Annotated in this window: 19 protein-coding genes; 15 read left to right on the forward strand and 4 right to left on the reverse strand. The window is 63.7% G+C overall.

The features are described 5' to 3' along the window. The first annotated feature begins 85 nt into the window (after positions 1-85). The 4 genes from ACFVTG_RS19875 to ACFVTG_RS19890 all read left to right on the forward strand — a co-directional run bounded on the left by ACFVTG_RS19875 (position 86) and on the right by ACFVTG_RS19890 (position 6,479). Positions 86-3,634, forward strand: coding sequence for a SpaA isopeptide-forming pilin-related protein (locus ACFVTG_RS19875; protein ID WP_390282593.1), 3,549 nt, complete (start codon positions 86-88; stop codon positions 3,632-3,634). Between the two features lie 43 nt (positions 3,635-3,677). Further along, positions 3,678-5,150 (forward strand): SpaH/EbpB family LPXTG-anchored major pilin, encoded by a 1,473-nt coding sequence (locus ACFVTG_RS19880; protein ID WP_390282595.1) that lies wholly within the window; start codon positions 3,678-3,680, stop codon positions 5,148-5,150. Between the two features lie 99 nt (positions 5,151-5,249). After that, the gene (locus tag ACFVTG_RS19885; RefSeq protein ID WP_390282596.1) at positions 5,250-6,206 is read left to right on the forward strand and encodes a class C sortase; all 957 of its coding nucleotides are present in this window, start codon (positions 5,250-5,252) and stop codon (positions 6,204-6,206) included. Between the two features lie 63 nt (positions 6,207-6,269). Then, the gene (locus ACFVTG_RS19890) at positions 6,270-6,479 is read left to right on the forward strand and encodes a YegP family protein (protein ID WP_390282597.1); all 210 of its coding nucleotides are present in this window, start codon (positions 6,270-6,272) and stop codon (positions 6,477-6,479) included. Between the two features lie 346 nt (positions 6,480-6,825). Here ACFVTG_RS19890 and ACFVTG_RS19895 read toward each other — a convergent pair whose 3' ends face one another. Beyond that, positions 6,826-7,161 carry a hypothetical protein gene (locus ACFVTG_RS19895; protein ID WP_284754387.1) on the reverse strand — a complete coding sequence of 112 codons (336 nt, stop codon included), beginning with the start codon at positions 7,159-7,161 and terminating at the stop codon, positions 6,826-6,828. 200 nt (positions 7,162-7,361) lie between these two features. On the opposite strand from ACFVTG_RS19895, the gene ACFVTG_RS19900 reads away from it, so the two are divergent. Genes ACFVTG_RS19900 through ACFVTG_RS19920 form a run of 5 tightly spaced genes read left to right on the forward strand, consistent with a single transcriptional unit; the run spans position 7,362 to position 13,598 of the window. Continuing rightward, complete coding sequence (locus ACFVTG_RS19900) at positions 7,362-8,984, forward strand: pyridoxal phosphate-dependent decarboxylase family protein (protein ID WP_390282598.1); 1,623 nt, start codon at positions 7,362-7,364, stop codon at positions 8,982-8,984. After that, complete coding sequence (locus ACFVTG_RS19905; RefSeq protein WP_390282599.1) at positions 8,981-10,321, forward strand: lysine N(6)-hydroxylase/L-ornithine N(5)-oxygenase family protein; 1,341 nt, start codon at positions 8,981-8,983, stop codon at positions 10,319-10,321. Before ACFVTG_RS19900 ends, ACFVTG_RS19905 begins: the two co-directional genes overlap by 4 nt. Then, the gene (locus ACFVTG_RS19910; protein ID WP_390282601.1) at positions 10,318-10,908 is read left to right on the forward strand and encodes a GNAT family N-acetyltransferase; all 591 of its coding nucleotides are present in this window, start codon (positions 10,318-10,320) and stop codon (positions 10,906-10,908) included. Before ACFVTG_RS19905 ends, ACFVTG_RS19910 begins: the two co-directional genes overlap by 4 nt. Further along, positions 10,905-12,761, forward strand: coding sequence for an IucA/IucC family protein (locus ACFVTG_RS19915; protein ID WP_390282602.1), 1,857 nt, complete (start codon positions 10,905-10,907; stop codon positions 12,759-12,761). The genes ACFVTG_RS19910 and ACFVTG_RS19915 overlap by 4 nt, the downstream gene beginning before the upstream one ends. A 42-nt stretch (positions 12,762-12,803) precedes the next feature. Then, a complete protein-coding gene (locus tag ACFVTG_RS19920; RefSeq protein ID WP_390282603.1) occupies positions 12,804-13,598 on the forward strand; it encodes an SDR family NAD(P)-dependent oxidoreductase in 795 nt (264 codons plus the stop codon). On the opposite strand, the gene ACFVTG_RS19925 is transcribed toward ACFVTG_RS19920, so the two are convergent. From ACFVTG_RS19925 to ACFVTG_RS19935, 3 genes are all read right to left on the reverse strand, one after another. Continuing rightward, positions 13,546-14,628 (reverse strand): FUSC family protein, encoded by a 1,083-nt coding sequence (locus tag ACFVTG_RS19925; protein ID WP_390282604.1) that lies wholly within the window; start codon positions 14,626-14,628, stop codon positions 13,546-13,548. The two genes, ACFVTG_RS19920 and ACFVTG_RS19925, sit on opposite strands and share 53 nt — an antisense overlap. 140 nt (positions 14,629-14,768) lie before the next feature. After that, positions 14,769-15,050 (reverse strand): hypothetical protein, encoded by a 282-nt coding sequence (locus ACFVTG_RS19930; protein WP_284754397.1) that lies wholly within the window; start codon positions 15,048-15,050, stop codon positions 14,769-14,771. Beyond that, the gene (locus ACFVTG_RS19935; protein ID WP_390282605.1) at positions 15,035-15,895 is read right to left on the reverse strand and encodes a sugar phosphate isomerase/epimerase family protein; all 861 of its coding nucleotides are present in this window, start codon (positions 15,893-15,895) and stop codon (positions 15,035-15,037) included. Before ACFVTG_RS19935 ends, ACFVTG_RS19930 begins: the two co-directional genes overlap by 16 nt. A gap of 256 nt (positions 15,896-16,151) precedes the next feature. On the opposite strand from ACFVTG_RS19935, the gene ACFVTG_RS19940 reads away from it, so the two are divergent. From ACFVTG_RS19940 to ACFVTG_RS19965, 6 genes are all read left to right on the forward strand, one after another. Next, complete coding sequence (locus tag ACFVTG_RS19940; RefSeq protein WP_284754399.1) at positions 16,152-17,147, forward strand: substrate-binding domain-containing protein; 996 nt, start codon at positions 16,152-16,154, stop codon at positions 17,145-17,147. A 70-nt stretch (positions 17,148-17,217) separates the two neighbouring features. Continuing rightward, entirely contained in the window at positions 17,218-18,267 is a 1,050-nt protein-coding gene (locus tag ACFVTG_RS19945; RefSeq protein ID WP_284754400.1) for an ABC transporter permease, read from the forward strand. 15 nt (positions 18,268-18,282) lie between these two features. Then, positions 18,283-19,209: an ATP-binding cassette domain-containing protein gene (locus ACFVTG_RS19950; RefSeq protein ID WP_390282607.1), complete on the forward strand. Its 927-nt coding sequence runs from the start codon at positions 18,283-18,285 to the stop codon at positions 19,207-19,209. A 31-nt stretch (positions 19,210-19,240) separates the two neighbouring features. Beyond that, entirely contained in the window at positions 19,241-20,671 is a 1,431-nt protein-coding gene (locus ACFVTG_RS19955) for an aldehyde dehydrogenase family protein (protein ID WP_284754403.1), read from the forward strand. Between the two features lie 22 nt (positions 20,672-20,693). After that, positions 20,694-22,643, forward strand: coding sequence for a 3D-(3,5/4)-trihydroxycyclohexane-1,2-dione acylhydrolase (decyclizing) (iolD, locus tag ACFVTG_RS19960; protein ID WP_390282608.1), 1,950 nt, complete (start codon positions 20,694-20,696; stop codon positions 22,641-22,643). After that, entirely contained in the window at positions 22,640-23,437 is a 798-nt protein-coding gene (locus ACFVTG_RS19965) for an HpcH/HpaI aldolase/citrate lyase family protein (protein ID WP_390282609.1), read from the forward strand. Before iolD ends, ACFVTG_RS19965 begins: the two co-directional genes overlap by 4 nt. The last annotated feature ends 13 nt before the right edge of the window (positions 23,438-23,450 follow it).

Consider the following 23,450-nt stretch of genomic DNA (forward strand, 5'->3'; position numbering starts at 1 on the left):
CTGCGACACGAATCGTGGGAAGCGCGCACTTGAAGGCTAGAGACCATCTGCGTGCCTGCTCCCGAAAGTGATGCAAGAAAAGCCCATGAAGCAGTCCCTTCCAGCCAAGCTGCTGGCAATTCTCCTCGCCGCCACGATCGTCTGCCTTGGCCTGGGCGGCGCCCTGCCTTCACCCGCGAATGCGACCACGCCGGGTACGCCTGGTGTGCCCCAGCCGGGCAAGCCGGTTTACACCGAGGACTTCTCCCGTTTTCCGGATACAACGGCAAACGGGGCGAAGTCATACTCCGCAAACGGATCAATCAATTATTGGGGTGACTACGGCGGGACGACTACGACCTATTCGGGATCACCGCAATGGATCAACGGAAGCCGCTGCAACGGGATCATTCTGAACTACGTGAACTGGAATCTCCCGCCGTGGGCCCGGTCGGGTGACGCCAGCTGGAGCTCCGGCGTCAACGGTCGCTGCTCAGATGCCGATGGGGTTCGCAGCTACGAATTCCTTCGGATGCTGGCCTTGGCGATGGGGCAGCAGTTCGGCCCGAATTCGCCGTCGACCTACAACGTGGTGAGCTCCTACACCGAATGCCAGACCAACTCGACCACCAGCGGCGCCTGCGACACCCTACCGGTTGGCCCGAATGTCGCCACCGGTAGCGTCATGTTCAAGACCACCCAGCCGATCCCGACGATCCCCGGTCACTACTACGCCTTCAGCGTCAACACCGCGTACATGAACTGCGGGATCGCGGGCGGTGACCCTGGTTACCAATTCGCCACCGTGGATCCGGTCACCGGTGCTGTCATCAGCAACCTGGGTACTCCGCTCAACGGCTGCTCCTCGACCAGCAGCCCGAACGTGAAGACCTCCACGCAGACGGTGACGAGCAATGTCGGCGGAACCCTCGGCACCGTCGCGAGGACCGTGAATGTCGCTTCGATGACCACAAACCAGGCATTTAAGGCGACCAGCACGGGGACTGGTCTGCAGATGCACAACACGAACGGGGCCACCAGAGGCAACGACGGTGCGTTCAGCAACATCAAACTCGTGGACGCAACGCCTCAACTGGACAAGTCGTTCAGCCCGGCGTTGATTGTTCCGGGTCAGACCTCGACGGTGACCCTGACGGTGACCAATACGAGTGAGTTGAACACGAAGAACGACTGGAACATCACGGACACGCTGCCTGCCGGCGTCGTCATCGCACAGAACCCCGCGATCGGTGGGACGTGTTTCCAGGTGGCGGGCGCACCCTTCGTCAAAACAGGAGTTCCCGGATCAAGTGTCTTCACGGCCACGGGCGGTGACCTTTTCACGGGGCAGGCATCCTGCACCATCACGTTCAATGTGACGGCAGCCGCAGAGGGGACATATGTCAATGGGCCGGCCAACATCGTGACCAACCTCAACCCGCCGGCGAACGCCACTTTGACGGTCCGGGCGCCGCGGATCACGTTGACGAAGGCGCTCGGGGCGCCGCGTCAGGCGGCGACGGATCAGTTCACGATGCAGATCCGCACCGGCGGCGCGAATGGCACGGTGGTGAACGACCCCGCGAACTCGACAACGACTGGTACGGGATCGTCAGTAACTGCGGGATCCGGCACCACCGGCGCCTACTCGGCCACGGCCGGAACAACGTACACCCTGAGCGAAGCGGCCGCCGGAACGGCAAACCTTGCCTACTACGCCAGCACCATCTCCTGTACGGACTCGTCCGGCTTGCAGTCCGGGTTGCCGAACGGCGCAACTTTCACCGGATCCCTGGCCATCACACCGGTGGCCGGGGCCAACATCGCCTGCACCTTGTCAAACAGCGCACTCGCAATGCCCATCATCAATGTAGCCAAGCAGGCGGGCGCCGTCACCGGTCCGGATACGAACGGCAACTATGTCGCCAACTACACCATCACCGTCTCCAACACCGGCTCGGCAGCCGGGAGCTACGGCTCACTGGCCGACATACCGGCATTCGCCCCGAACCTGGCTATTACCGGTGCTTCCTGGACAACGTCAGGGGCCGGTGCTCCCGCCGGCGGCTCGCCTCCGACCTCCGGTCCATACGCGCTGGCCCAGCCGGGTGTCGCCATCGGCCCGGGAATCACGCACAGCTTCAACCTCGCGGTGACGTTCCACTACACAAACAGCAACCAGCCAACGGCCTGCGCCGGTCCCGGGACAGGCCTGTTCAACTCGGTTGCCTTGCCGGCAGGCCAGGAGCACGGCCCGACGACGGACAACTCCGCCTGCGGTTCCCTCCTGCCCAATCTGGTGGCCTCCAAGAGCGTGGAGCCGGCGGCCGGTACCGTGGTCCAACCCGGACAGGTCCTGACGTACTCGCTGACCTTCGACAACACAACCGGTACCGCGCCGGCTCCCGTCAGTTACACCGACTGGCTCGGGAACATCCTGGATGACACAAGCTTCGTGGCCAATTCCATCACCACAACCACCACAAGCGGCACTGCCCTGGTGGTGGCCAACAACTCGGGGGCGGCACCACCGACCCTGGGCATCACCGGCACGGTGGCTGCAGGGGCGAAAAGCGTCGTCACCTATCAGGTGAAGGTCAACAACGCCGGCACCCTGGGCAATGCCTCGATCGCGAACTACCTGACACCCTCGACCACCACCACTCCGCCAACGAGCTGCCCGGCCGGCAGCACCACTTGCACCGTCAATCCCGTGGGCTCATGGACGTTGGGCAAGTCTGCGTCCCCGGCCTCGGGAACGTCCATCAACCCGGGCGACCCGGCCGCGAGCAGGGTGATCACGTATACGCTGACCGCCACCAATTCCACGGTGAATCCCATCACCGGCGTGATCCTTAGCGATGACCTGGGCCAGGTACTGAACAACGCCACGTTCACCGCAGGTTCGGCGAAGCTGACCATCAACGGGGGCACACCAGTCGCGGTTCCTGATCCCGGTGCTGACAGCAAGCTGACCAGTCCCTCTTTCACCCTCCCGGGCAATGGCACGGCGGTTTTGACCTACTCGGTGACGGTCAACGCGAACGCTTGGCTCGTCACCCTGAAGAACGGGGCAACCGGCAACGGGGCCATCCCTCCTGCACGGTGCGTCACGGGAAGCGCGGCACCTCTCGACCCGGCCTGCTTCACCACGAATCCCACTACCGGCCACGTGTTCGTGCAAAAAGCAGGAGCCGGGTCAGTCCAGGGTTCCACCGCCCAGCTGACTGGCTCGACCTTTGAGATCCGCAATGACGCAGCGGGGCAAACGGGCACGACAGTTGTCGGAGTGAACAGCGATGTGTTCGGGTCACCCGGACTGGTCGAGGTCAGGAATCTGCTTCCAGGGACGTACTGGCTGCTCGAAACCAAAGCCCCGAACGGTTACTCGCTCCTCGCGACCCCCGTGAAGTTCACCGTTGCGGCGAACGGCGCCATCGTCTTGGACACGGCCACCGCGGGAACGTCAGTAACAGTCAACGGCTCGACCATCACCGTTCTTGACATGGCTGCTGTCAAACTCCCATCGGCCGGCGTACCAGGCACTGCCGGCCTCTTCGCAGCGACCCTCGCAGGACTACTGCTTCTCATGATTTCCCTCGCCCTCATCATCTTCAGGCGAGCGGACAAGACCCCACAAACCCAAACTCCGTAGCGCAGATCGGCGCAAATCAATGGGGGAACACGAAAGGAACACGATGAAATCATCGAAGGTGAGGCGCGGCATAATAGCCTCTTTGGCCGCAATAGCCTCAGCGGGCATGCTTGCCCTCGGGGCGGGAGGTGCAAGCGCGGCGAACACCGCGAACATCGACCCGTCAAAGACGGGTTCGTTGACTATCCATAAGTATGAGAAGCCAGCCACGGCGACCAGTCTGCCTAGCGACGGAACGGCATTGACCCCGGCCCAGACCGCGGCATTGACCCCGATGGCGGGGGTGACGTTCACGGTGCAGAAGGTGAACGACATTGACCTGGCGACGAATGCGGGCTGGGCTGCGGCGGCGGCCCTGACTCCGGCTCAGGCCGCGGCGAAGGCGGCCACCCCGGGCACCGCGGTCACGACCGACGCTACCGGTACGGCGACTCTGGGGAGCCTTCCCCTGGGCCTGTACCTGGTGACGGAGACCGGCTACCCGGCCGGTGTGACTCCTTCTGCCCCGTTCCTGGTGACGATACCCATGACAGACCCAACCGGCGGGAATGGCTGGATGTATGACGTGAACGTCTACCCAAAGAACGCTGTGACGACAGCCACGAAGAGCGCTAACGATGCGTCCGCCGTCAAGCTCGGCGATACGGTGCAGTGGACCATCACCTCCGACATTCCCAATGTCAACCCAATTGACGGGTACCGGGTGGTGGACAAGCTTGATTCGAAGCTGAGCTACAGCAACTCGACGGTCGCGCTCTCCAACGGGACTACCCTGACGCTGAATACGGACTACACCATCGTCTTCGACGCGGCCTCGAACACCCTCACTGTCGATTTCACCGCGAGCGGCCGGGCCATCCTGGCCGCCAACCCCACCGCCAAAGTCCTGGTAACGGTGAACACCACGGTGAACACGGTCGGTGAGGTCGCGAACACGGCCCATGTCTACCCGAACGCGGCCAGCTTCACCATCACCCCGGGCCAGCCCAACGGCCCGGCCGCGACCGCGCCGGTAATAACCAAGTGGGGCAACATCGTGCTGCACAAGAAGGATTCCCGGAGCTCCGCAGCCCTGGCCGGTGCCGTCTTCTCGGTGTACCGGACCCAGGCCGATGCGCTGGCCGGCACCAACGCTATCAGCGTCGGAGGGACCACTTCCTGGACCACCGATGCCGGCGGCAACCTTGTGATCTCCGGTCTGCGGTACTCCAACTGGGCCAACGGGGCAGCCGTGAGCCCGGGCGAGGCCGGCTACCAGTCGTACTGGCTGGTGGAGACCAAGGCCCCGACCGGGTACGCGCTGCTCGCCCAGCCGGTCGAGACCGCGGTCACCGGCAACGATCCCTCGACCGTGACGGTGACGATCGACAACGTCCTGGCGAACGCCGCCGGATTCCGGCTGCCGCTCACCGGTGGCGTGGGAACCTGGGCCCTGACCGCGGGCGGGATCCTCGTGCTCGCAGGCGCAGGCCTGTTCACGGTCACCGGCCGCCGGAAGCGCAACGAAGCAAAATAAGCACTCCGCGGTGACCTGCACCCCTTGATGCAGGTATGGGGCATCCACCAACTGGTGGATGCCCCATGCTGCTCCCGTCCATCAAAGCAAGAGGCACCAATGACTCAAACCCTCAAGGAATTCATGGAGGGTTCCGAAACCGGCCCGAAACACGACCAACCTCGGCGCCCGCGTAAGGCATTGCGTGGACGCACAAGCATCCTGCGCGGCCGTATCGACCGCAGATTTGTCACGATGATGGTCATCGCGGCCATCGGGCTTGGTCTGGTCCTCTACCCCCAGGCAGCGGACTGGTTCAGCTCTATCTCGCACAACAGCAAACTTTCCGGCTACGCACAGGAAGTCGAACAACTCGAACCCTCAGCCCGGACGAAAGTCTTGGACCGGGCACGCGAATACAACTCCCGCATCCCCACCGGACAGCTGCGGGACCCCTACTCCGCGCACGCCCCCGCGACGGCTTTGGAAGGGCAACTGAAGGACTATCAGAGCCAGTTGAACGTCGCCAATGACGAGGTGATCGGAAGATTCCGCTACCCGTCCGTGAAAATCGACCTGCCGATCTTCCACGGAACCAGCGACGACGTCCTCGCCAAAGGAGTCGGCCACCTCTACGGATCCTCCCTTCCGGTAGGAGGCCCCGGCACTCACAGCGTCCTGACTTCGCACTCAGGAATCCCCAATGCCGAGCTCTTCAACCCCCTCCATAGCTCCAAAACGGGTGACATCTTCTCCACGGAGGTCATGGACCACACGTTCCTATACCGGGTGAACAGGATCGAAGTGGTCAAACCGGATGACATTTCCTCACTGAAAATCACCCCTGGCCAGGACTCCATCACCCTGATCACATGCACCCCCATCGGCGTGAACTCGCACCGGCTCCTCGTCCACGCCTCCCGGATCGCAGACCTCCCCAAAGACGCACCGGAACAGAAAACCCTCGCAGGACGCCAAGCCAACATCGGATTCCCGTTCTGGATTGTCTACTTCATCGGCGGCCTGCTCACCTTCTACCTGGCTTCCCGTGTGTGGAACCGTCGACGAAGCCGATGATCCAAAGGCTTCAGGCACGCAAGGGCCCGAGGCACACCTACGTCCAGACAAGGAAGCACCACAATGACCTCGCAATTCAATCTCTACGTTGACGCGGACTCCCGTCTGCGCTTCCAACTCGTCACCGGAAATGGAGACGTGCTGCTCACCTCCACGGCTTTTGAGGACCAGGATGCGGCAATCGCAGCAATCTGGTCAGTTCGCGAGGCCGCCGTCAAGGGGCGCATCGTTGATCTCACCGGTTCGACGCCGGAAAACCGCCCCGCCGACTAAGTCCAGCCCAGGGATTTGGACAGACTTTCGGAAACATCTTGCGGCGTTCGCGACACGATTCGCACCCCAGCGACACAAAGTTAGTGCCTGGCATGGGATGGAATGAGACTCCTGGCGGACCTATTGGGGGGCCGCTACGGAGGCGTTCCCGATGGACCTCATGTCAGGCCGTGCCCATAGGGCCGCGCGCCCCCATGCGACCCGCGGCCCCGGGCGCGTGCAGGGATCAACGGATCCCTGCACGGCGTGCGGCTGGATCTGAGACCCCCAGCCGCACGCCACCTCTGCCATTGCCGTAATCAGGCCGAACTGCCGCCGCGGAAGTCCTCCATCGCCGGGCGGGTGCCTACTTTTGCGCCTTCCTTTTCTGCCATTGCCAGGCGTGCCAGAAAAGCAGTGTCGCCAGGATCAAGGCGGCGGCCTGGAGAAGCTGCGGGGTCATGTTCATCAGGACGTACGCGAACGGCATCGTATTTCCCGGGCTGGGGATGAACGGGGCCATGGCCTCATTGATGATCACCATGATGGCTATGACGAGAGCCACCTCCAGCACCCACAACCCGATGATGAACGGATTCACCGAGGCCCTCCGAGGCGCCTCCGCTGTCTCTAGGCGATGCTCCAGCGCATTGCCGTGCTCGTCGATTTCGCGGAATTCAATCCTGGCCCGAGCCTCGTCCATTGTCCGTTTCCCCCCGGTTTGGTGTGCCGTGGCCCTCCAGTGAGGCTCGAAAGGCGCACTTTTTAGCACTCTACCGCGAGCACTCACCCACGGCGAATTAGGACACGAAAGTTTGACGAAAAGGTAAACCTAAGTAAGGCTTACCTTTGCTTACGAGTGAAGCAAGCCCAGTGCCTCAACCCCGACGGAAGGAAGCCGACGTGACGTCGCCCAGTGTCGAAGACCGGATTGAACCGGACCAGGATTTCGGCTCCCGTGTGGAGCTGGCCCTTGCGGCCACCAACCAGCTTTTCAACGCCCGAAATTCGCCGAGCTACGTCGCCCAGGTGCTGCAAGGTGTCAACGCGGTCGCCACGAAAGTGCAGCGCACCACCCAACCGTTCACCGGCGTCGGGCATGGCGAAATGGCGGCGCGAGTGGCCGCCGTCGACCTCTCACGTCCGCTCCCGGACACTGCCGCCGCCCTCGAGGAACTCGACGAGCTCTATCTGCGGGACGCCATCTACTTCCATGACGCACGCTACGCCGCGCACTTGAACTGCCCTGTGGTGATCCCGGCATTGCTCGGCGAAGCGGTGCTGTCCGCCGTGAATTCCTCCATGGACACTTGGGACCAGAGCGTTGGGGCAACGATGATCGAGCGCCGCCTGATCGACTGGGCTGCCGAACGGCTTGGCTTCGGACAAGGCGCCGACGGCGTGTTCACCTCGGGAGGCAGCCAGTCCAATCTCCAGGCCCTGCTCATCGCCCGGAACCATGCCGTGGCCAAGCTTCGGGCCGAAAGCGGCGGGGGTCGGCTACCTACGCTCCTTGAGCGTCTGCGGATCTTCACCTCGGCGGACAGCCATTTCAGCATCCAGAAGTCGGCATCCATGCTGGGACTGGGCTTCGACGCCGTGGTTGCAGTGCGGACCGGCGCAGATCACCGCATGGATCCCACCGCTTTGGCGGCGGCCCTCGCGGAAGCGCACGATGCCGGTCTGGTGCCGGTGGCGGTTGTAGCCACCGCCGGGACTACTGACTTCGGAGCGGTGGACCCGCTCGCAGAGCTCGCTGCCTTGGCCCGCGCCTATGATTCCTGGCTGCACGTTGACGCTGCATACGGCGGCGGCTTGCTCGTCTCCAATCGCTACCGGCATCTCCTCGAAGGCACCCGCCTGGCTGACTCGGTGACCGTGGACTTCCACAAGACCTTCTTCCAGCCGGTGAGTTCCAGCGCCGTGCTGCTCCGCGATGGCGCCATGATGCGCCATGTCACGTATTACGCCGACTACCTGAATCCCGAGAGCGCTGCGCTGGCCGAAATCCCCAACCAGGTGGACAAGAGCATCCAGACCACCCGCCGTTTCGATGCCCTCAAGCTCTGGCTGACGCTGCGCATCATGGGCGCCGATGCCGTCGGCGCGTTGTTTGACGAGGCGATCGATCTCGCCGGACGCGTCGGCTCCCTGCTCGCCGACGATCCGGACTTCGAACTCGCGTCGAAACCGCATTTGAGCACCCTCGTTTTCCGCTACCGTCCGCTCGCTGGGGGAGTCAGGCTCGGGGAGGACGCAAGCGATGTCCTCAACCCCGCCATCCGCGCCGCGATCTTTGCCTCGGGGCAGGCTGTTGTTGCTGGAACCACAGTGGCCGGCCGCCACTACCTGAAATTCACCCTGCTCAATGCCGAGGCCACCCTGGGCGACATTAGGGAAATCGTCGAGCTCATCAGACGAACCGGCGAGGACCTTCTCGCCGATCGGGCGGCCGATCGGGCGGCCGATCGGGCGGCGGATCGGGCGGCCGATAAGGCGACTGGGCAGGCAGGGGCCGCAGCGTGAGCACCCACGAACCGGACAGCAAGATCTACGACGTCGCGGGCATCGGCGTCGGGCCCTTCAACCTGGGCCTCGCCGCCCTCAGCGAGCCGCTGGACGGGCTGGAGTGCGTGTTCCTGGAGCGCCGCGAATCCTTCGACTGGCACCCTGGCATGATGCTGGAGCCCGCACACCTACAGGTCCCGTTCCTGGCAGACCTGGTGACCTTGGCTGATCCCACATCGAAGTACTCGTTCCTGAACTTCCTCAAACAGACCGGCCGTCTGTACCGCTTCTACATCCGCGAGAACTTCTACCCGCTGCGTGCCGAGTTCAACCAGTACTGCCAGTGGGTGGCCGGGCAACTGCGATCGGTGCGTTTTAGCACTGATGTGCTAGATGTGGCGTACGACGACGGCGTGTACCGGCTTTCGGTCCAAGGCCCGGACTGCGCTGAGGTGCTTCGCGCCCGGCGGCTGGTTCTGGGTACCGGAACATCGCCGCACGTTCCCAAGGCCTGTGCGGGAATTGTGGACGGGGGCGGACTTGTCCTCCACAACGCCGACTACCTGTTGAGGAAGAGTGAACTCCAATCCAAGCGCAGCATCACCATCGTGGGCAGCGGCCAGAGTGCGGCTGAAATCTACTACGAGCTACTGCAGGAGATCGACGTCCATGGCTACCAACTGAATTGGGTGACGCGCTCGGGCAGGTTCTTCCCGCTGGAATACACCAAGCTCACGCTCGAAATGACCTCGCCGGACTATGTGGACTACTTCCACTCCCTTCCGCCGGAACAGCGCGATTCGCTGATCAGCAGCCAGAAGAACCTGTACAAGGGCATCAACTCGGAGCTGATCGACAGCATCTACGACCTTCTCTATACGAAGAGCCTTTCCGGGATGGTCGACACGCAACTGCACACCCACTCCAGCCTGACGGTAGCGGAGTGGGACCCGGCAACTGGCAGCCACACCCTGCAATTCCGCCATGAAGAACACGGCCGCGACTATTCCTTGGACACCGAGGCCGTAGTGCTTGCCACCGGATACTCCTACAAAGAGCCCGGGTTTCTCGGGGGCATCGAGGACCGTATCCGTCGTGACGCGAAAGGCCGCTTCGACGTCGCACGAAACTACGGCATCGGCGTCGAACCTGGTGAGATTTTCGTCCAGAACGCAGAGCTTCACACCCACGGCTTCGTCACTCCGGACTTGGGCATGGCGGCATACCGAAACTCCTGCATCCTGCGCGAGATCACCGGCGAAGAGCCCTACCCCGTTGAGCGCAGCATCGCATTCCAGCAGTTTGGGGCGCCGGTTGATGCGTCGGCCGAGCTTGTCGCGGAGGTTGGCGCGTGAGGTTCAGCTTCCGGCCCGTTGATCCGGCTGCCGATGCACCTGTCCTCCACAGCTGGGTGAGCCAGGAGTACGCGCGCTTCTGGGGCATGTTGTCCTCCACAGTCGAGGACGTTGTGGAGGAGTACTCGCGCCTCGCTGCCAGCAGTCACCACCAAGCGTTCCTAGGGCTCGACGACGGCGTCCCCGCCTTCCTGATGGAAAGGTACCTGCCCGCCGAATCACCTTTGGCCGGCGCCTACAACGTGTTGCCCGGCGACATCGGGATGCACCTTCTTGTGGGGCCTCCTCCCGGTCCTCCCGCTGCCGGGTACACCACCGCCGTCATGCAGTCCGTCATGGCGTACCTCTTCGAAGATCGCGGAACAGAGCGCATCGTGGTGGAGCCGGATGCCCGCAACCACAAGATCCACATCCTCAACGAGCGCGTGGGCTTCCGGCCCGGCGGGGTGGTGACGCTTCCCGCCGTCGACCTTTCCGAAAACCGCAAGCAGGCCCTGCTCAGCTTTTGCAACCGCGCGGATTTCCACGCGACCCTGAACCCCATCCTGGCCGCGCCTGCCGCGGCGACCCTTGGAGAGACCCCGTGACCACCACAGCTGAAACCATCGCCAGCCAAGCCGGCTCATCCACGTCCCACCTGAACCCCGAACGCTGGGCAGTGGCCAATCGGCACCTGGTCCGCAAGGCGCTCGCCGAGTTTTCGCATGAACGCATCCTGACGCCGGAGTTGCTCAGTGAAGCTGGCACCGGCCTTGGCCTCTACTGCGTGGTCAGCGACGACGGGACAGTCGAGTACCGCTTCCGTGCCCGGATCCTGGAACTGGATCATTGGTCCATTCCAGCGGAATCAATTGTACGGATCGAGCGCGGAGCCGCCGGGAATGTCCCCGGACTGCCCCTGGATGCGTTGTCCTTCATCACCGAATTCCGTGACACCCTTGGCGTCCGCGAGGAAATGCTGCCGGTGTACCTCGAGGAAATCAGCAGTACGCTGGCGAGTCACGCCTACAAACAGGGCGCCTGCAGAAGCTCGGCGGCCCTGATTGCCGGAATCTCCAGCGATTCGGACCCTTCGGCCGGCTTCCAGGCGATCGAACGGAGCATGAGCGAGGGTCACCCGTGTTTCGTTGCCAATAACGGCAGGCTGGGCTTCGGCATCTTGGACTACCACTCCTTCGCCCCGGAAACGGGTGCCGCGGTGCAACTGCAATGGATCGCGGTCCACCGGAGCAAGGCCGAGTTCACCTCCAGGGCCGGACTCGATTACCGCACCCACTTCGAGGCCGAACTCGGCGCGGCCACCCTGGCCGGATTCGACGCGGAGTTGTCGGCCAACGGGCTGGATCCGCAGGACTACTTGCTGATGCCGGTCCATCCCTGGCAGTGGGATAACAAGCTCAGCGTGACGTTTGCGGCAGAAATCGCCCAGCGCCACATCGTCCACCTGGGTACCGGGGAAGATGTCTACCAAGCACAACAATCCATTCGAACGTTCTTCAACACCAGCTCGCCGGAGAAGTCGTACGTCAAGACGGCGATGTCCGTGCTGAACATGGGCTTCATGCGAGGTCTATCGCCGGAATACATGAAAGCTACACCGGCTATCAATGATTGGCTCCAGGAACTCATCGAAAATGACCAGGAGCTCCAGAACCGGGGCCTGGCCATGATCCGTGAGACCGCGGCCATCGGATACCACAACCACTACTTCGAGGCCGCTTCGGCCAAGGGATCCCCGTACCGGAAGATGCTCTCGGCGCTGTGGAGGGAGAGTCCGCTTCCCTTGCTCAAGGAAGGCCAACAGTTGGCCACGATGGCTTCGCTTCTGCACGTCGACGCCGACGGCGTTCCGGCGGTCTCCGCGCTGATCGCGCGCTCCGGACTGGCCCCACGCGAGTGGCTGCGTCGCTATTTCGAGGCGTACCTCGTGCCCGTGGTCCACTTCCTCTGCGAGTACGAGCTCGCGCTCATGCCGCACGGTGAAAACGTCATCCTGGTGCTGGAAGACGGCGTGCCGGTCCGGGCCATCATGAAGGACATCGGCGAGGAAATCGTGGTGATGGGGGAGCGGTTGCAGCTTCCGGAAGAGGTCTCCCGCATCAAGGCGGAGATCCCGGCGGAGGAAATGGTGCTCGCGGTCTTCACGGACGTTTTCGACTGCATTTTCCGTTTGCTTGCCGCGATTCTTGTGGAGGACGGCACGCTCGGCGAGGACGAATTCTGGGCGACGGCCGCCGTCGTCGTGCGTGAATACCAGGAGCGGCACCCGGAACTGGCGGAGCAGTTCGCCAGGCACAATCTTTTCGCGCCGGACTTCGAGCTTTCATGCCTGAACCGCCTGCAGCTGCGCAACAACCAGCACATGCTGGACCTCGCGGATCCGTCCGGCGGCCTCCAGATGGCCGGGCGGCTGACAAACCCGCTGGCGAAGTTCACGTAGGCGGCCGGCCCACTCCAGGCCCGACGGGACTAGTCTGGGCGCATGACAACTCGTGCCAACGAACTCACCGCTTTGGTCACCGGTGCTACTGCCGGACTCGGTGCGCAATTCGCCCGCCAGCTTGCCGAATCCGGCCACCACCTCGTCCTCGTGGCCCGCGATGAAAGCAGGCTGCGGGCAAGCGCCGAGGTGCTTGAGCGGGACTTCAGTATCTCTGTGGAGGTCCTGCGCGCAGACTTGACCTCCGACGTCGGGGTTGCGGCTGTGGCGGCCAGGTTGCGGGACGCTTCGCGGCCGGTGGACGTGCTGGTCAACAACGCCGGAATCGGTTTGCTGAACTCTTTCGAGAAAAACGATGTGGAAGACGAAAAGCGGCATTTGCGGCTGCATGTCCAGACGCCCATGGAGCTGTGCCACGCGGCGTTGGGGGTGATGTTGGCACGCAAGTCGGGCCGGATCATCAACGTTGCGAGCGTTGCGGCATTCGCGAACCGGGGAAGCTATTCGGCGGCCAAGGCCTGGCAGGTCAGCTTCAGCCGTTGGGCGAACACTGCGTATGCCGGCAGCGGCGTGAAAGTCACCGCGGTGTGCCCGGGCTTCACCCACACGGAGTTCCACGATCGCATGGGCATGGACAAGTCGGTGGCTCCGCGCTTTTTGTGGCTGAAGGCCGAGCGCGTTGTCCGGGAAGGGTTGGAAGACAACGCCAGGGGCAAAGGAGTGTCCATTCCGTCGAAGCGCTACAAAGCGCTCACCGCCGTCATGCGCTTCCTGCCGGCGAAGCTTACGTCGGGTCCGCCTCGCCTCGCCGCGAAGGAATCCGGGCCCGCGAAGTGAGCCGCGGCGCCTGGACGAGCACCGCCACCGCAATCCCGATCACGGCTCCCACGAACGTCTCCACCCCGCGTTCCAGGACCAGCACACCGGGATCCGCGGGCGCCGCCAACTGAGTCATGAGCAGGATGACCGGAGTGAAGAACACCATGGCCCAGCCGTAGTGCCGAGCCATGAATAGCTCGGTGGGGAACTGGAAACCGATCACCAGCAGGGCAAGGATGATGGTGGTTTGTCCCGGGAAATAGTGCAGCGGAGACAGTGGTCCCGGAAAGAGTACGACGGCGACAATCGCCAATCCGAGGAACGTCCCCACGATGCGGTGAATGCCGCGGTGCAGGCGGCTCGGCACATCGGCTCCGGCCAGCGGAACGGCGGCGGCAGCCATGGCCCAGTGCGGGTGCCCGCTGCCCGTGAGCACTCCGCAAGCACCTGCCGCGCCGACGGCGAGCACATACCGGGCCGCGTGAAGCCCGGCTGCTTGGCGCAGCCGCGCCGAGGATGCCGGAATGTCCCGGACGGCGCCACGTTCCCACACCCGGTACAGAAGCCACCCGGCAAAACCCACCACCATCGAAAACGCTGCCGATGCCGCGCAGATCAGGACCGCGGCAAGGAAAGGGAGGTGCCCGGGGACGGAAGCGCATGCTCCAAGGGCCAGGATCCCGAAGAACGGGCCATTGGGTTTGAGCCGTACCTTGTCCGAGAACAGCGAGCCAACACCCGCCAGGAGCGCCTCGACTACTACCAATCCCCATGAATGGATATGGGAGACGGACAAGAACGTGCCCACAGAGACGCCGGCCAGGAGTACAGCCGCGGCCTGGGCCTGGTGCTTGAGCCGCAGTTGATGCGATTCGGCACGACCGTACATGCCGGTCAGGGCGCCGAACACGGCGTAGATGATGAGGTCCGCCCGGCCAACTGCGAGAAGCACGAGTGCCGGCACGGCGACGCTCAGTGCGACGCGGACGGCGGCCAGGTGATCGTTGCTTGCCGGTGGAACGGTGTGGAGCGCACGGGCATGGGCCATGATTGATCGCAACGGGACACCACCAATCAATTCAGTCGATCATTGGGAAGTTATCAGCACCCCAAGATCCGCGCCATTAGCTGGGTCACAACGTTAACTTGTGCGTCGCGCGCTGGCGGTCGTTGGTGATCGCACCGAGGTCAGCGGCATCCCGCTGAATCCCATTTGTAGTCGATCCACGCGGTGAACCCCTCGCAGCGCTCGAACATCGTGCGGGACTCGGCGCCGTGTCCCTCGATCCAGAGGATGGCTCCGTCCGGGGTGACGCCGTCAACGCGACCGGTGCGGACTGTCCTGTCATCCAACCGGATCTGGATCAATTCGCCGAGTAGCGCCACCCAGTCGTGCTGGAGGTGCATCCTCCTGGCGTCCCCCGTGACCGTGGCCAACGTGCCCGAAAGGGGCGTCAGGCCGGGAAGCATCGCAACGCCGTCGAGCGGGCGGATTCCAGCGCTTCGCGAACGGGACGTGCGCGGTGTTCTTCGGAGAGGATTTCCACGCCCCACGGCCCTTTGAAGCCGATCGCCTGGAGCGTTGTGATGAACCCTGCGACGTCTTGGTCGCCCTCTCCGCAAAGGCGGCGATTGTCGCGAGTGTCCTCGAAGAGCGTCCCCTTGATTTCCGCATCAGCGTCATTGAGCTCGACGCCGAAAATCTGATCGGGGGTAAGACTGCGGGACAGCTCATCCAAGCTCGTTCCAGCCCGGAAGACATGCCAATAATCAACCACCAAACCGCAGTCCGGCATATCGACAGATCGCATGAGCTCGGCCGCCGCCGGCATCGAACCGACCATCGAAAACGGCATTGGCTCGAGCGCAATGCGGGTCCCTCGTTGTGAGGCTTCCTTTGTCAGGTGCCGCAGCGGTTCCACCAGGAATTCGAGATCATCCAGGGGCTCACCGAACGCCGTTCCTATCTTGATGAAGCGCGCGCCCAGTGTTTCGGCCGCCTCGAGCAGCAGTTCGAATTGCGGCTTCCATTCGTGGGAGCGGGATTCGTCCCACCAGTTGCTGAGAAGCTCGACTTCAACGTGGCGGAAACCTGCTTGATCGATGAGTTTCCTGAGCCCGGAGAAGCCGATGGTGTCCCTTGCGGCCACCAGGTCGTCGCACGCCAATCCGAACCCTGCCCATCCGGTGGAGGCGATGGCTTCCAGTCGTTCGCCCAGGGGGACCGGGCTTGTCTCGGGGTTGGTCAAAGGCGCGATGTCTCCTGCGCTGGTCCAGCAGGTCGCGATTAGTTCGGGTGTGCTTGAGTACGTCATCGTTCTCCTCGCGACAGTGCGCGGCTAGTTACGGCAGGTGAGGGCGCGGATACCCAGTCACAATCTAATTGGAACGCTCCATTGACAATTGGTCAAGCCTTGATTTAGCGTTGGAGCGTTCCACAAAGCGATCTGAATCACATTGCGAAAAGTGGATCACATCCGTTCATAGCTAGATGGTTCCGGCGTCCCCTGCCTTCGACGGCACAGATACGGGGTCGACGGTCGAAGTACGCGACATCAAAGGAGATTTCACGTGGCAAAGCTCAATTGGCGGCGGGGCGCAGTGGCGCTGGCCGTAGTACCGCTTCTGGCCCTGGCAGCCTGTTCCAGCGGAGGCGGGAAGCCGGCTGACACCGCCAACGCCGCCGGTGGCGGACAAGCCGCCAGCACTCCCCGGATCAAGGTGGCGCTCATCACCCACGCCGAGGCTGGGGACACGTTCTGGGACATCGTCCGCAAAGGCGCGGAGGCGGCGGCCGCGAAGGACAATGTCGAGGTTCTTTATACGAGCGACGCCGACGCGGGGCGCCAGTCCCAGCTGGTGCAGCAGGCCATCGACCAGAAGGTTGACGGCATCGCCGTCACCATCGCCAACCCAGGCGCCATGAAGGACGTGCTGAAGAAGGCCACCGACGCCGGCATCCCGGTGGTGAGCTTCAACGCCGGCGGTGACGTCTCCGCGCAGATGGGCGCGTTCACCCACTTCGGTTCCAATGAGACCCTGGCCGGCGAAGCGGTGGGCGCCAAGCTGGCTTCGCAGGGCTACAAGCACCCCATCTGCGTGATCATGTCACAGGGACAGGTGCAACTCGAACAGCGGTGCGCAGGCGTGAAGACGAAGGTGCCCGGGACCGAGATCCTATATGTCAACGGGGCCGATATGACGGCGGTGCAGTCCACTGCGACGGCGAAACTGCAGGCCAGCAAGGACGCTGACGTGATCATCGGGTTGGGCGCTCCCTTCACCTTGACCATTCTCAAAGCCGTGGCAGATGCCAACAGCCCGATCAAGGTGGCCAGCTTCGACCTGAACCCCGCGCTGGCGCAGGCGATCAACGATGGCAAGGTGCTCTTCACGGTGGACCAGCAGCCGTGGCTCCAGGGCTACTTGTCCATTGACTCGATCTGGCAGAACAAGCTTGGTGGTTTCAAGGTCGGTGGCGGGCAACCTGTCCTCACGGGCCCGACGATCGTGGACAAGTCCAACATTTCCGACGTTCTGAAGTTCGTTCAGCAGGGCATCCGCTAATCCGATGACCGCTCGGCTCGCGCGGCACGATTTCTTTGCCGCGCGAGCTGATCGAGAAGAAAGGTATTTCATGGCTTTAGTTACTGCCCCGGCACCCAAAACTGCCGCGGATGAGCGGGTCGCGAAGCGGAGCCCGTTGAGCAAGTTGATGGCCCGTCCTGAAGTCGGCGCCCTGGTGGGGGCCGTTGTTCTCTTCATTTTCTTCGCTTCGGTGTCCGGCACGTTTACCCAGCCGAATGCTTTGGCAACGATCCTGTACGGGTCTTCCACGATCGGGATCATGGCGGTGGGGGTGTCGCTGTTGATGATCGGGGGCGAGTTCGACCTCTCCACCGGTGTGGCCGTGATCTCCTCGGCCCTCACCGCTTCCCTGTTCAGCTGGTACTTCTCGATGAACGCCTGGGTCGGAGTGGTGATTGCACTGCTGGTTTCCCTGACGATCGGCTTCATCAACGGGTGGATCCTGGTCAAGACGAAGTTGCCGTCCTTCATTGTGACGTTGGCGACGTTCCTGATGCTCACGGGCCTGAACCTGGCCTTGACCCGGCTGATCGGCGGCAGTGTGTCGTCCCCGTCGATTTCGAAGCTGGATGGTTTCGAGTCGGCGCACGCGGTGTTCGCGTCCTCGATCAGCATCGGCGGGGTCGAGGTGAAGATCACGGTGTTCTTCTGGATCATCCTGGTCGCCATCGCGTCCTGGGTGCTGCTGCGCACGAAGGTGGGGAACTGGATCTTCGCCGTGGGCGGGGACGCGAACGCGGCCCGTGCGGTGGGGGTGCCGGTGACGAAGACGAAGATCGGGTTGTTCATGGCGGTCGGGTTCTGCGGCTGGATCCTGGGCATGCACAACCTCTTCGCCTTCGACGCGGTGCAGTCCGGTGAGGGCGTGGGCAACGAGTTCCTCTACATCATCGCCGCGGTGATCGGCGGCTGCCTGCTCACCGGCGGCTACGGTTCCGCGGTGGGCGGGGCGATCGGTGCGTTCATTTTCGGGATGGCGAACAAGGGCATCGTGTACGCGCAGTGGAACCCGGACTGGTTCAAGTTCTTCCTGGGCCTGATGCTGCTGCTGGCCACCATCGTGAACCTCATCGTCAAACGCCGCGCAGAGCTCAAGTAGAAGGGCCGCAAGAACATGAATGCCAAACAGATCGACCAGCAGACCCTGCTCCGGGATGAGAAGGACCCGCTGACCCACACCCCCGTGCACCTGCTCTCCCTGGACGGGGTGGGCAAGCACTACGGGAACATCATCGCCCTGCGCGACGTGACGATGGCCGTGGACAACGGCCGGGTGACCTGTGTGCTGGGGGACAACGGTGCGGGCAAGTCCACGCTGATCAAGATCATCGCCGGACTCCACCAGCACGACGAGGGCGTGCTGCACGTCATGGGCGATGAGCGGAAGTTCAACTCCCCCCGCGACGCCCTGGACGCGGGCATCGCCACCGTGTACCAGGACCTGGCCGTGGTCCCGTTGATGCCGATCTGGCGGAACTTCTTCCTCGGCTCGGAACTGACCACCGGGTTCGGGCCGTTCAAGTCCATGGATGTCCAGAAGATGAAGGACATCACGCTGAAGGAACTGGCCCAGATGGGCATCGACCTGCGCGATGTGGAACAACCCATCGGCCAGCTCTCCGGAGGGGAGCGCCAGTGTGTCGCGATCGCGAGGGCCGTGTATTTCGGGGCGAAGGTGCTGATCCTGGACGAACCGACGGCCGCGCTGGGCGTGAAGCAGTCCGGCGTCGTGCTCCGCTACATCCTGCAGGCCCGCGACCGCGGGCTGGGCGTCATTTTCATCACGCACAACCCGCACCACGCCTTCCCTGTGGGTGACCGGTTCCTGCTGCTCAAGCGCGGCAAGTCGATCGGCTACTACGACAAGAAGGACATCACCCTGGACGAACTCACCGCCCAGATGGCCGGCGGCGCGGAACTGGCAGAACTCGCCCACGAACTCGAACAACTCGGCGGGCACACGGAGGCCCTCAAGGAAGTCCAAGCCGAAGTCGCCGAAGTCACGGACGCGGCATACGAAAGCAACACCAAGCGCCACTAAGCGCGAACGTTTACAACCCGATGGAGCAACCATGGAAATGCTAATAGCCGGAAACTGGCGCGGCGCCGCCGACGGAAGGACAGAGGAAGTCCGCTCGCCCTTCGACGGCCGGACGATCGACACAGTCCCCGTTGCGACGGTCCAGGACGCCCAAGCCGCCCTTGACCGTGCCGAAATCGGCGCCCACCTGCAAAGGACAACACCGGCCCACGTGCGTGTCGATATCCTCCTGCGCGCGGCCGCCCTGGCGGATGAACGTGCCGAGGACATCGCCCAGACTATTAGCGCCGAATCCGGTAAACCCATCACGGAAGCCCGGGGCGAAGCCAGTCGCTCCGGGAACATCATCCGCCTCGCCGCCTACGAAGGGAGCCAGCTGTACGGCTCCACGCTTCCTTTGGACGCAAACGCCGGGACAGGTTTGGACAAGATCGGCTTCACGCTGCGGCAGCCTGTGGGCATCGTCGTCGCCATCACGCCGTTCAACTACCCGGCCCTGCTGGTGTTGCACAAGATCGCACCCGCGCTGGCGGCCGGTAACGCCGTCGTACTTAAACCGGCCCGCGCAACACCGCTGACGGCGCTGAAGCTGGCGCAGTGCTTCGTCGACGCCGGCCTGCCGCCCGAGGCGCTGTCCGTGATCACCGGACCCGGCAGCTCCCTGGGCGACGTGCTGGTGACGGACCCGCGGGTCCGCAAGGTGTCCTTCACAGGCTCCACCAGCATCGGAACGCGCATCAGCTCGATCGCGGGCGTGAAGAAGCTGTCCCTTGAGTTGGGCGCTTCGTGCCCGGTGATCATCCTGCCGGACGCCGATCTCGAACTCGCCTCCACTGCAGTGGCGGCTGGCGGCTACGTCAACGCAGGCCAGGTATGCATTTCGGTACAGCGGGTCATCGTTGACCGTCGCGTGGAAAAAGACTTCCTGGACGCTCTCGTCCCGAAGGTCGAAGCGATCGCCGTGGGCAACCCCAAGGAAGAGGACACGCGTCTCGGCTCGCTGATCTCCGAAGAGGAAGCCTCACGCGTCCACACCTCGATCCTCGAGGCCCGCCATTCCGGCGCCCGTGTCCTCACCGGTGGTGACCGTGACGGCGCCGTGGTGACTCCCGCCGTCGTTGCCGGCGTCGACCCCCGGTCGCCGCTGAGCCGGAATGAACTGTTCGGGCCCGCCGTCGCGGTCTCCTCCGCGCAGGACATGGAAAGCGCCATCGCGATGGCCAACGACAACGAGTACGGGCTGGGTGCAGGCATCTTCACGAGCGACGTCGCCGGTGCGGTACAGGCCATGCGGCAGATCGACGCCGGCAACATCCACATCAACTGGTCGCCGCTGTGGCGGGCCGATCTCATGCCCTACGGCGGCTTGAAAGGCAGCGGAATCGGCAAGGAAGGCGTCCGTTCTGCTGTCCAGGAAATGACCGAAGAGAAGACGGTCGTCCTGCACGGGCGCCCCTGGTAACCACGACAACGGGAATAAGGCAATGACCACACCATCGCAGACCATCAGGCTCACCACAGCCCAAGCGGTCATCAAGTACCTCTCCGCACAGTATTCGCTGGCCGACGGCGTCCGCCGCCGCTTGGTCCCTGCCGCCCTCGGAATCTTCGGGCACGGCAACGTGGCGGGCCTGGGCCAGGCACTGGATGAACTGGCCGACGACATGCCGTTCATCCAGGGCCGGCACGAGCAGTACCTTGCCCACATCTCCACCGCGTACGCCAAGGCGAGCCGCCGCCAGGCAGTCCTCGCCGTCACGGCCTCCATCGGCCCGGGCGCGCTCAACCTCGTGACCGCCGCCGGCCTGGCAACGGTCAACAGGGTCCCCCTGCTGCTCCTGCCCGGCGACACCTACGCCACGCGTCACCAGGGACCCGTGCTGCAGCAACTGGAACACCCCACCGAGGCTGATGCCACGGTCAACGACGCGTTCCGCCCCGTGTCGCGCTTCTTCGACAGGATCAACCGCCCGGAGCAGCTCCTGACCGCCCTTCCGCAGGCAATGCGCGTGCTCACGAGCCCCACGGATACGGGCGCAGTGGTCATTTCGCTTCCTCAGGACGTGCAATCCCACGCCTACGACTTCCCGGTCGAATTCTTCGAGCCACGCGATTGGAAGATCCGGCGTCCGCTTCCGGACCTGGAAGAGGTCGACGACGTCGCCCGGCTCATCCGTTCGGCCGAGCGTCCCGTGATTATCGCCGGCGGCGGCATCCACTACTCCGACGCCCACGCGGCGCTCGAGGCGCTGGCAGGCCAGGTCGGGATTCCCGTCGTCGAGACGTTCGGCGGCAAGGGCGCCGTGACCAAGGACGAATGGTGGCAAGTAGGCGGCGTCGGGCTCGAGGGCAACTTCGCGTCCAACACCCTGGTCAAGCAAGCCGACCTGGTCCTTAGCGTCGGCACGCGCCTCACCGACTTCGCCACCGGCTCCCAGTCGATCTTCGAGAACGCGGACGTCCGTTTCGCGTCCTTGAACATCGTGGACGCCGATACCCGCAAGCAAGGCGCAACCGGCATCCTCGCGGACGCCCGTCTAGGCCTGGAAGCACTTGCCCGGGCCTTGGAGGGCCACAGCACCGCTGAAAACTGGCAGGAAACAGTCCATTCCGAGAAGGCGAAGTGGGCCCCGATCCGGTCCCAATGGCTCGACGCCGACACGCCCTACCGCCCGGAAGACCACCCGGACGCGCCGGTCACGGGAGCCGTCCTGACCCAGCCACAGCTGATCGGACTAATGCAGGAGCACGCCCGCTCCGGCGACACTATCATCGCCGCGGCCGGAGGACCTCCCGGTGACCTGCAAAAGGTCTGGGATGCCACGGGCAACCGCAATTGCCACCTGGAATTCGGCTTCTCCTGCATGGGTTACGAAATCGCGGCCGGCATGGGGGTCCGCTTGGCCGAGGGCAACAACGACAACCGCGTGGTCACCTTCATCGGTGATGGCACGTTCCTCATGGCACCTACGGAAATCCTCACCGCGGCCCAGGAAGGCCTCAACGTCACGGTTGTTGTCTCAGAGAACCATGGCTACCAGGTCATCCACCGCCTGCAGATGAACCGCATGGGACGCGAATTCGGCAACGAATTCCGCTACCGTACCACCGGCGGAAGCGTCGCCGTCGACGACGCCCCGAAGGCGCGGCTCGACGGCGACTACCTCAAGGTGGACCTCCGGCAGATCGCCGAAGGCCTAGGCGCCCTCGCTATCCGTGCCACCACGGCGGCAGAGGTCCGGGAAGCGCTGTCTTCCACTCGCGACACCCAAGGACCCGTCGTGATCGTGGTGCCCACCGTTCCCCATGTCGACCTGCCTGGCGGCGACGTCTGGTGGGACGTAGCTCCCGCAGAAGTGTCCGGACAGGAATGGGTCCGTTCATTGCGCTCGGACTACGAGCAGGCAAAGGGCCGCCAGCGGTGGTTCGGATGAACGCCTCGAGTGGCGGCAACTACGACGGCGGACCGCTCGACGGCGGTCGGCTGCGGCGCCGCTTGGCCGCCGGAGACGTGACCCTGGGAACCTTCGTTGGCATGGCTTCGGCAACCGCGGTGGAAGTGTGCGCCGCTGCCGGCGCGGACTGGGTGCTCGTCGATCTTGAGCACGGTTCCGGCGGTGAGGATGCGGTCCGCGACGGTGTCCTTGCGGCCGGAAGCTACGGCGTCCCCACCATTGTTCGCGTGGAGAGCGGAGAACGGATCCGCATCGGCCGGGTCCTGGATCAAGGCGCAGCGGGCATCATGGTTCCCCGCCTGAATTCCGTGGAGGAAGCCGGCCACACCGTGAAGCACATGCTGTATCCGCCCTACGGCGACCGCGGCGTGGCAACGTACAACCGCGCGTGCCGCTGGGGGATGGACCGGGCTCCGTTGAGCGCAGACCAGCAATCAGCCGTGGGAATCGTCCAGATTGAAACCCTGGACGCGCTGGAGCACGTGGAGGAGATCGCGGCGCAGGACGGCGTGGATGTCCTTTTCGTCGGACCGATGGACATGTCCTTCGCTTTGGGCGTCCCGATGCAACTGGACAGCAATGTCTTCCAGGAGGCACTCCAGCGGGTAGTCGCGGCCGCGCAACTGCACAACAAAGCTGCCGGCATCCTCGCGGTGGACGGCATGGCGGCGGCCAAGTACGTCCGCCAAGGCTTCCGGTTCGTGGCCATCGGCTCGGACTCCACCATCATGGCGGCGGCGTTCCGGGACGCCTTCGACACAGCCCGCAACTGACAAGAATTTTCAA

It is taken from the genome of Arthrobacter sp. NPDC058127, from assembly GCF_042884555.1.
Lineage (GTDB): Bacteria > Actinomycetota > Actinomycetes > Actinomycetales > Micrococcaceae > Arthrobacter.

Coding starts and splice junctions, on each gene's coding strand:
- ACFVTG_RS19930 (WP_284754397.1), bottom strand. CDS start 15,050: ATGCTTCCCGGCCTGACGCCCCTTTCGGGCACGTTGGCCACGGTCACG.
- ACFVTG_RS19920 (WP_390282603.1), top strand. CDS start 12,804: ATGACAACTCGTGCCAACGAACTCACCGCTTTGGTCACCGGTGCTACT.
- iolD (WP_390282608.1), top strand. CDS start 20,694: ATGACCACACCATCGCAGACCATCAGGCTCACCACAGCCCAAGCGGTC.
- ACFVTG_RS19925 (WP_390282604.1), bottom strand. CDS start 14,628: ATGGCCCATGCCCGTGCGCTCCACACCGTTCCACCGGCAAGCAACGAT.
- ACFVTG_RS19880 (WP_390282595.1), top strand. CDS start 3,678: ATGAAATCATCGAAGGTGAGGCGCGGCATAATAGCCTCTTTGGCCGCA.
- ACFVTG_RS19895 (WP_284754387.1), bottom strand. CDS start 7,161: ATGGACGAGGCTCGGGCCAGGATTGAATTCCGCGAAATCGACGAGCAC.
- ACFVTG_RS19950 (WP_390282607.1), top strand. CDS start 18,283: ATGAATGCCAAACAGATCGACCAGCAGACCCTGCTCCGGGATGAGAAG.
- ACFVTG_RS19945 (WP_284754400.1), top strand. CDS start 17,218: ATGGCTTTAGTTACTGCCCCGGCACCCAAAACTGCCGCGGATGAGCGG.
- ACFVTG_RS19955 (WP_284754403.1), top strand. CDS start 19,241: ATGGAAATGCTAATAGCCGGAAACTGGCGCGGCGCCGCCGACGGAAGG.
- ACFVTG_RS19875 (WP_390282593.1), top strand. CDS start 86: ATGAAGCAGTCCCTTCCAGCCAAGCTGCTGGCAATTCTCCTCGCCGCC.
- ACFVTG_RS19890 (WP_390282597.1), top strand. CDS start 6,270: ATGACCTCGCAATTCAATCTCTACGTTGACGCGGACTCCCGTCTGCGC.
- ACFVTG_RS19965 (WP_390282609.1), top strand. CDS start 22,640: ATGAACGCCTCGAGTGGCGGCAACTACGACGGCGGACCGCTCGACGGC.
- ACFVTG_RS19885 (WP_390282596.1), top strand. CDS start 5,250: ATGACTCAAACCCTCAAGGAATTCATGGAGGGTTCCGAAACCGGCCCG.
- ACFVTG_RS19935 (WP_390282605.1), bottom strand. CDS start 15,895: ATGACGTACTCAAGCACACCCGAACTAATCGCGACCTGCTGGACCAGC.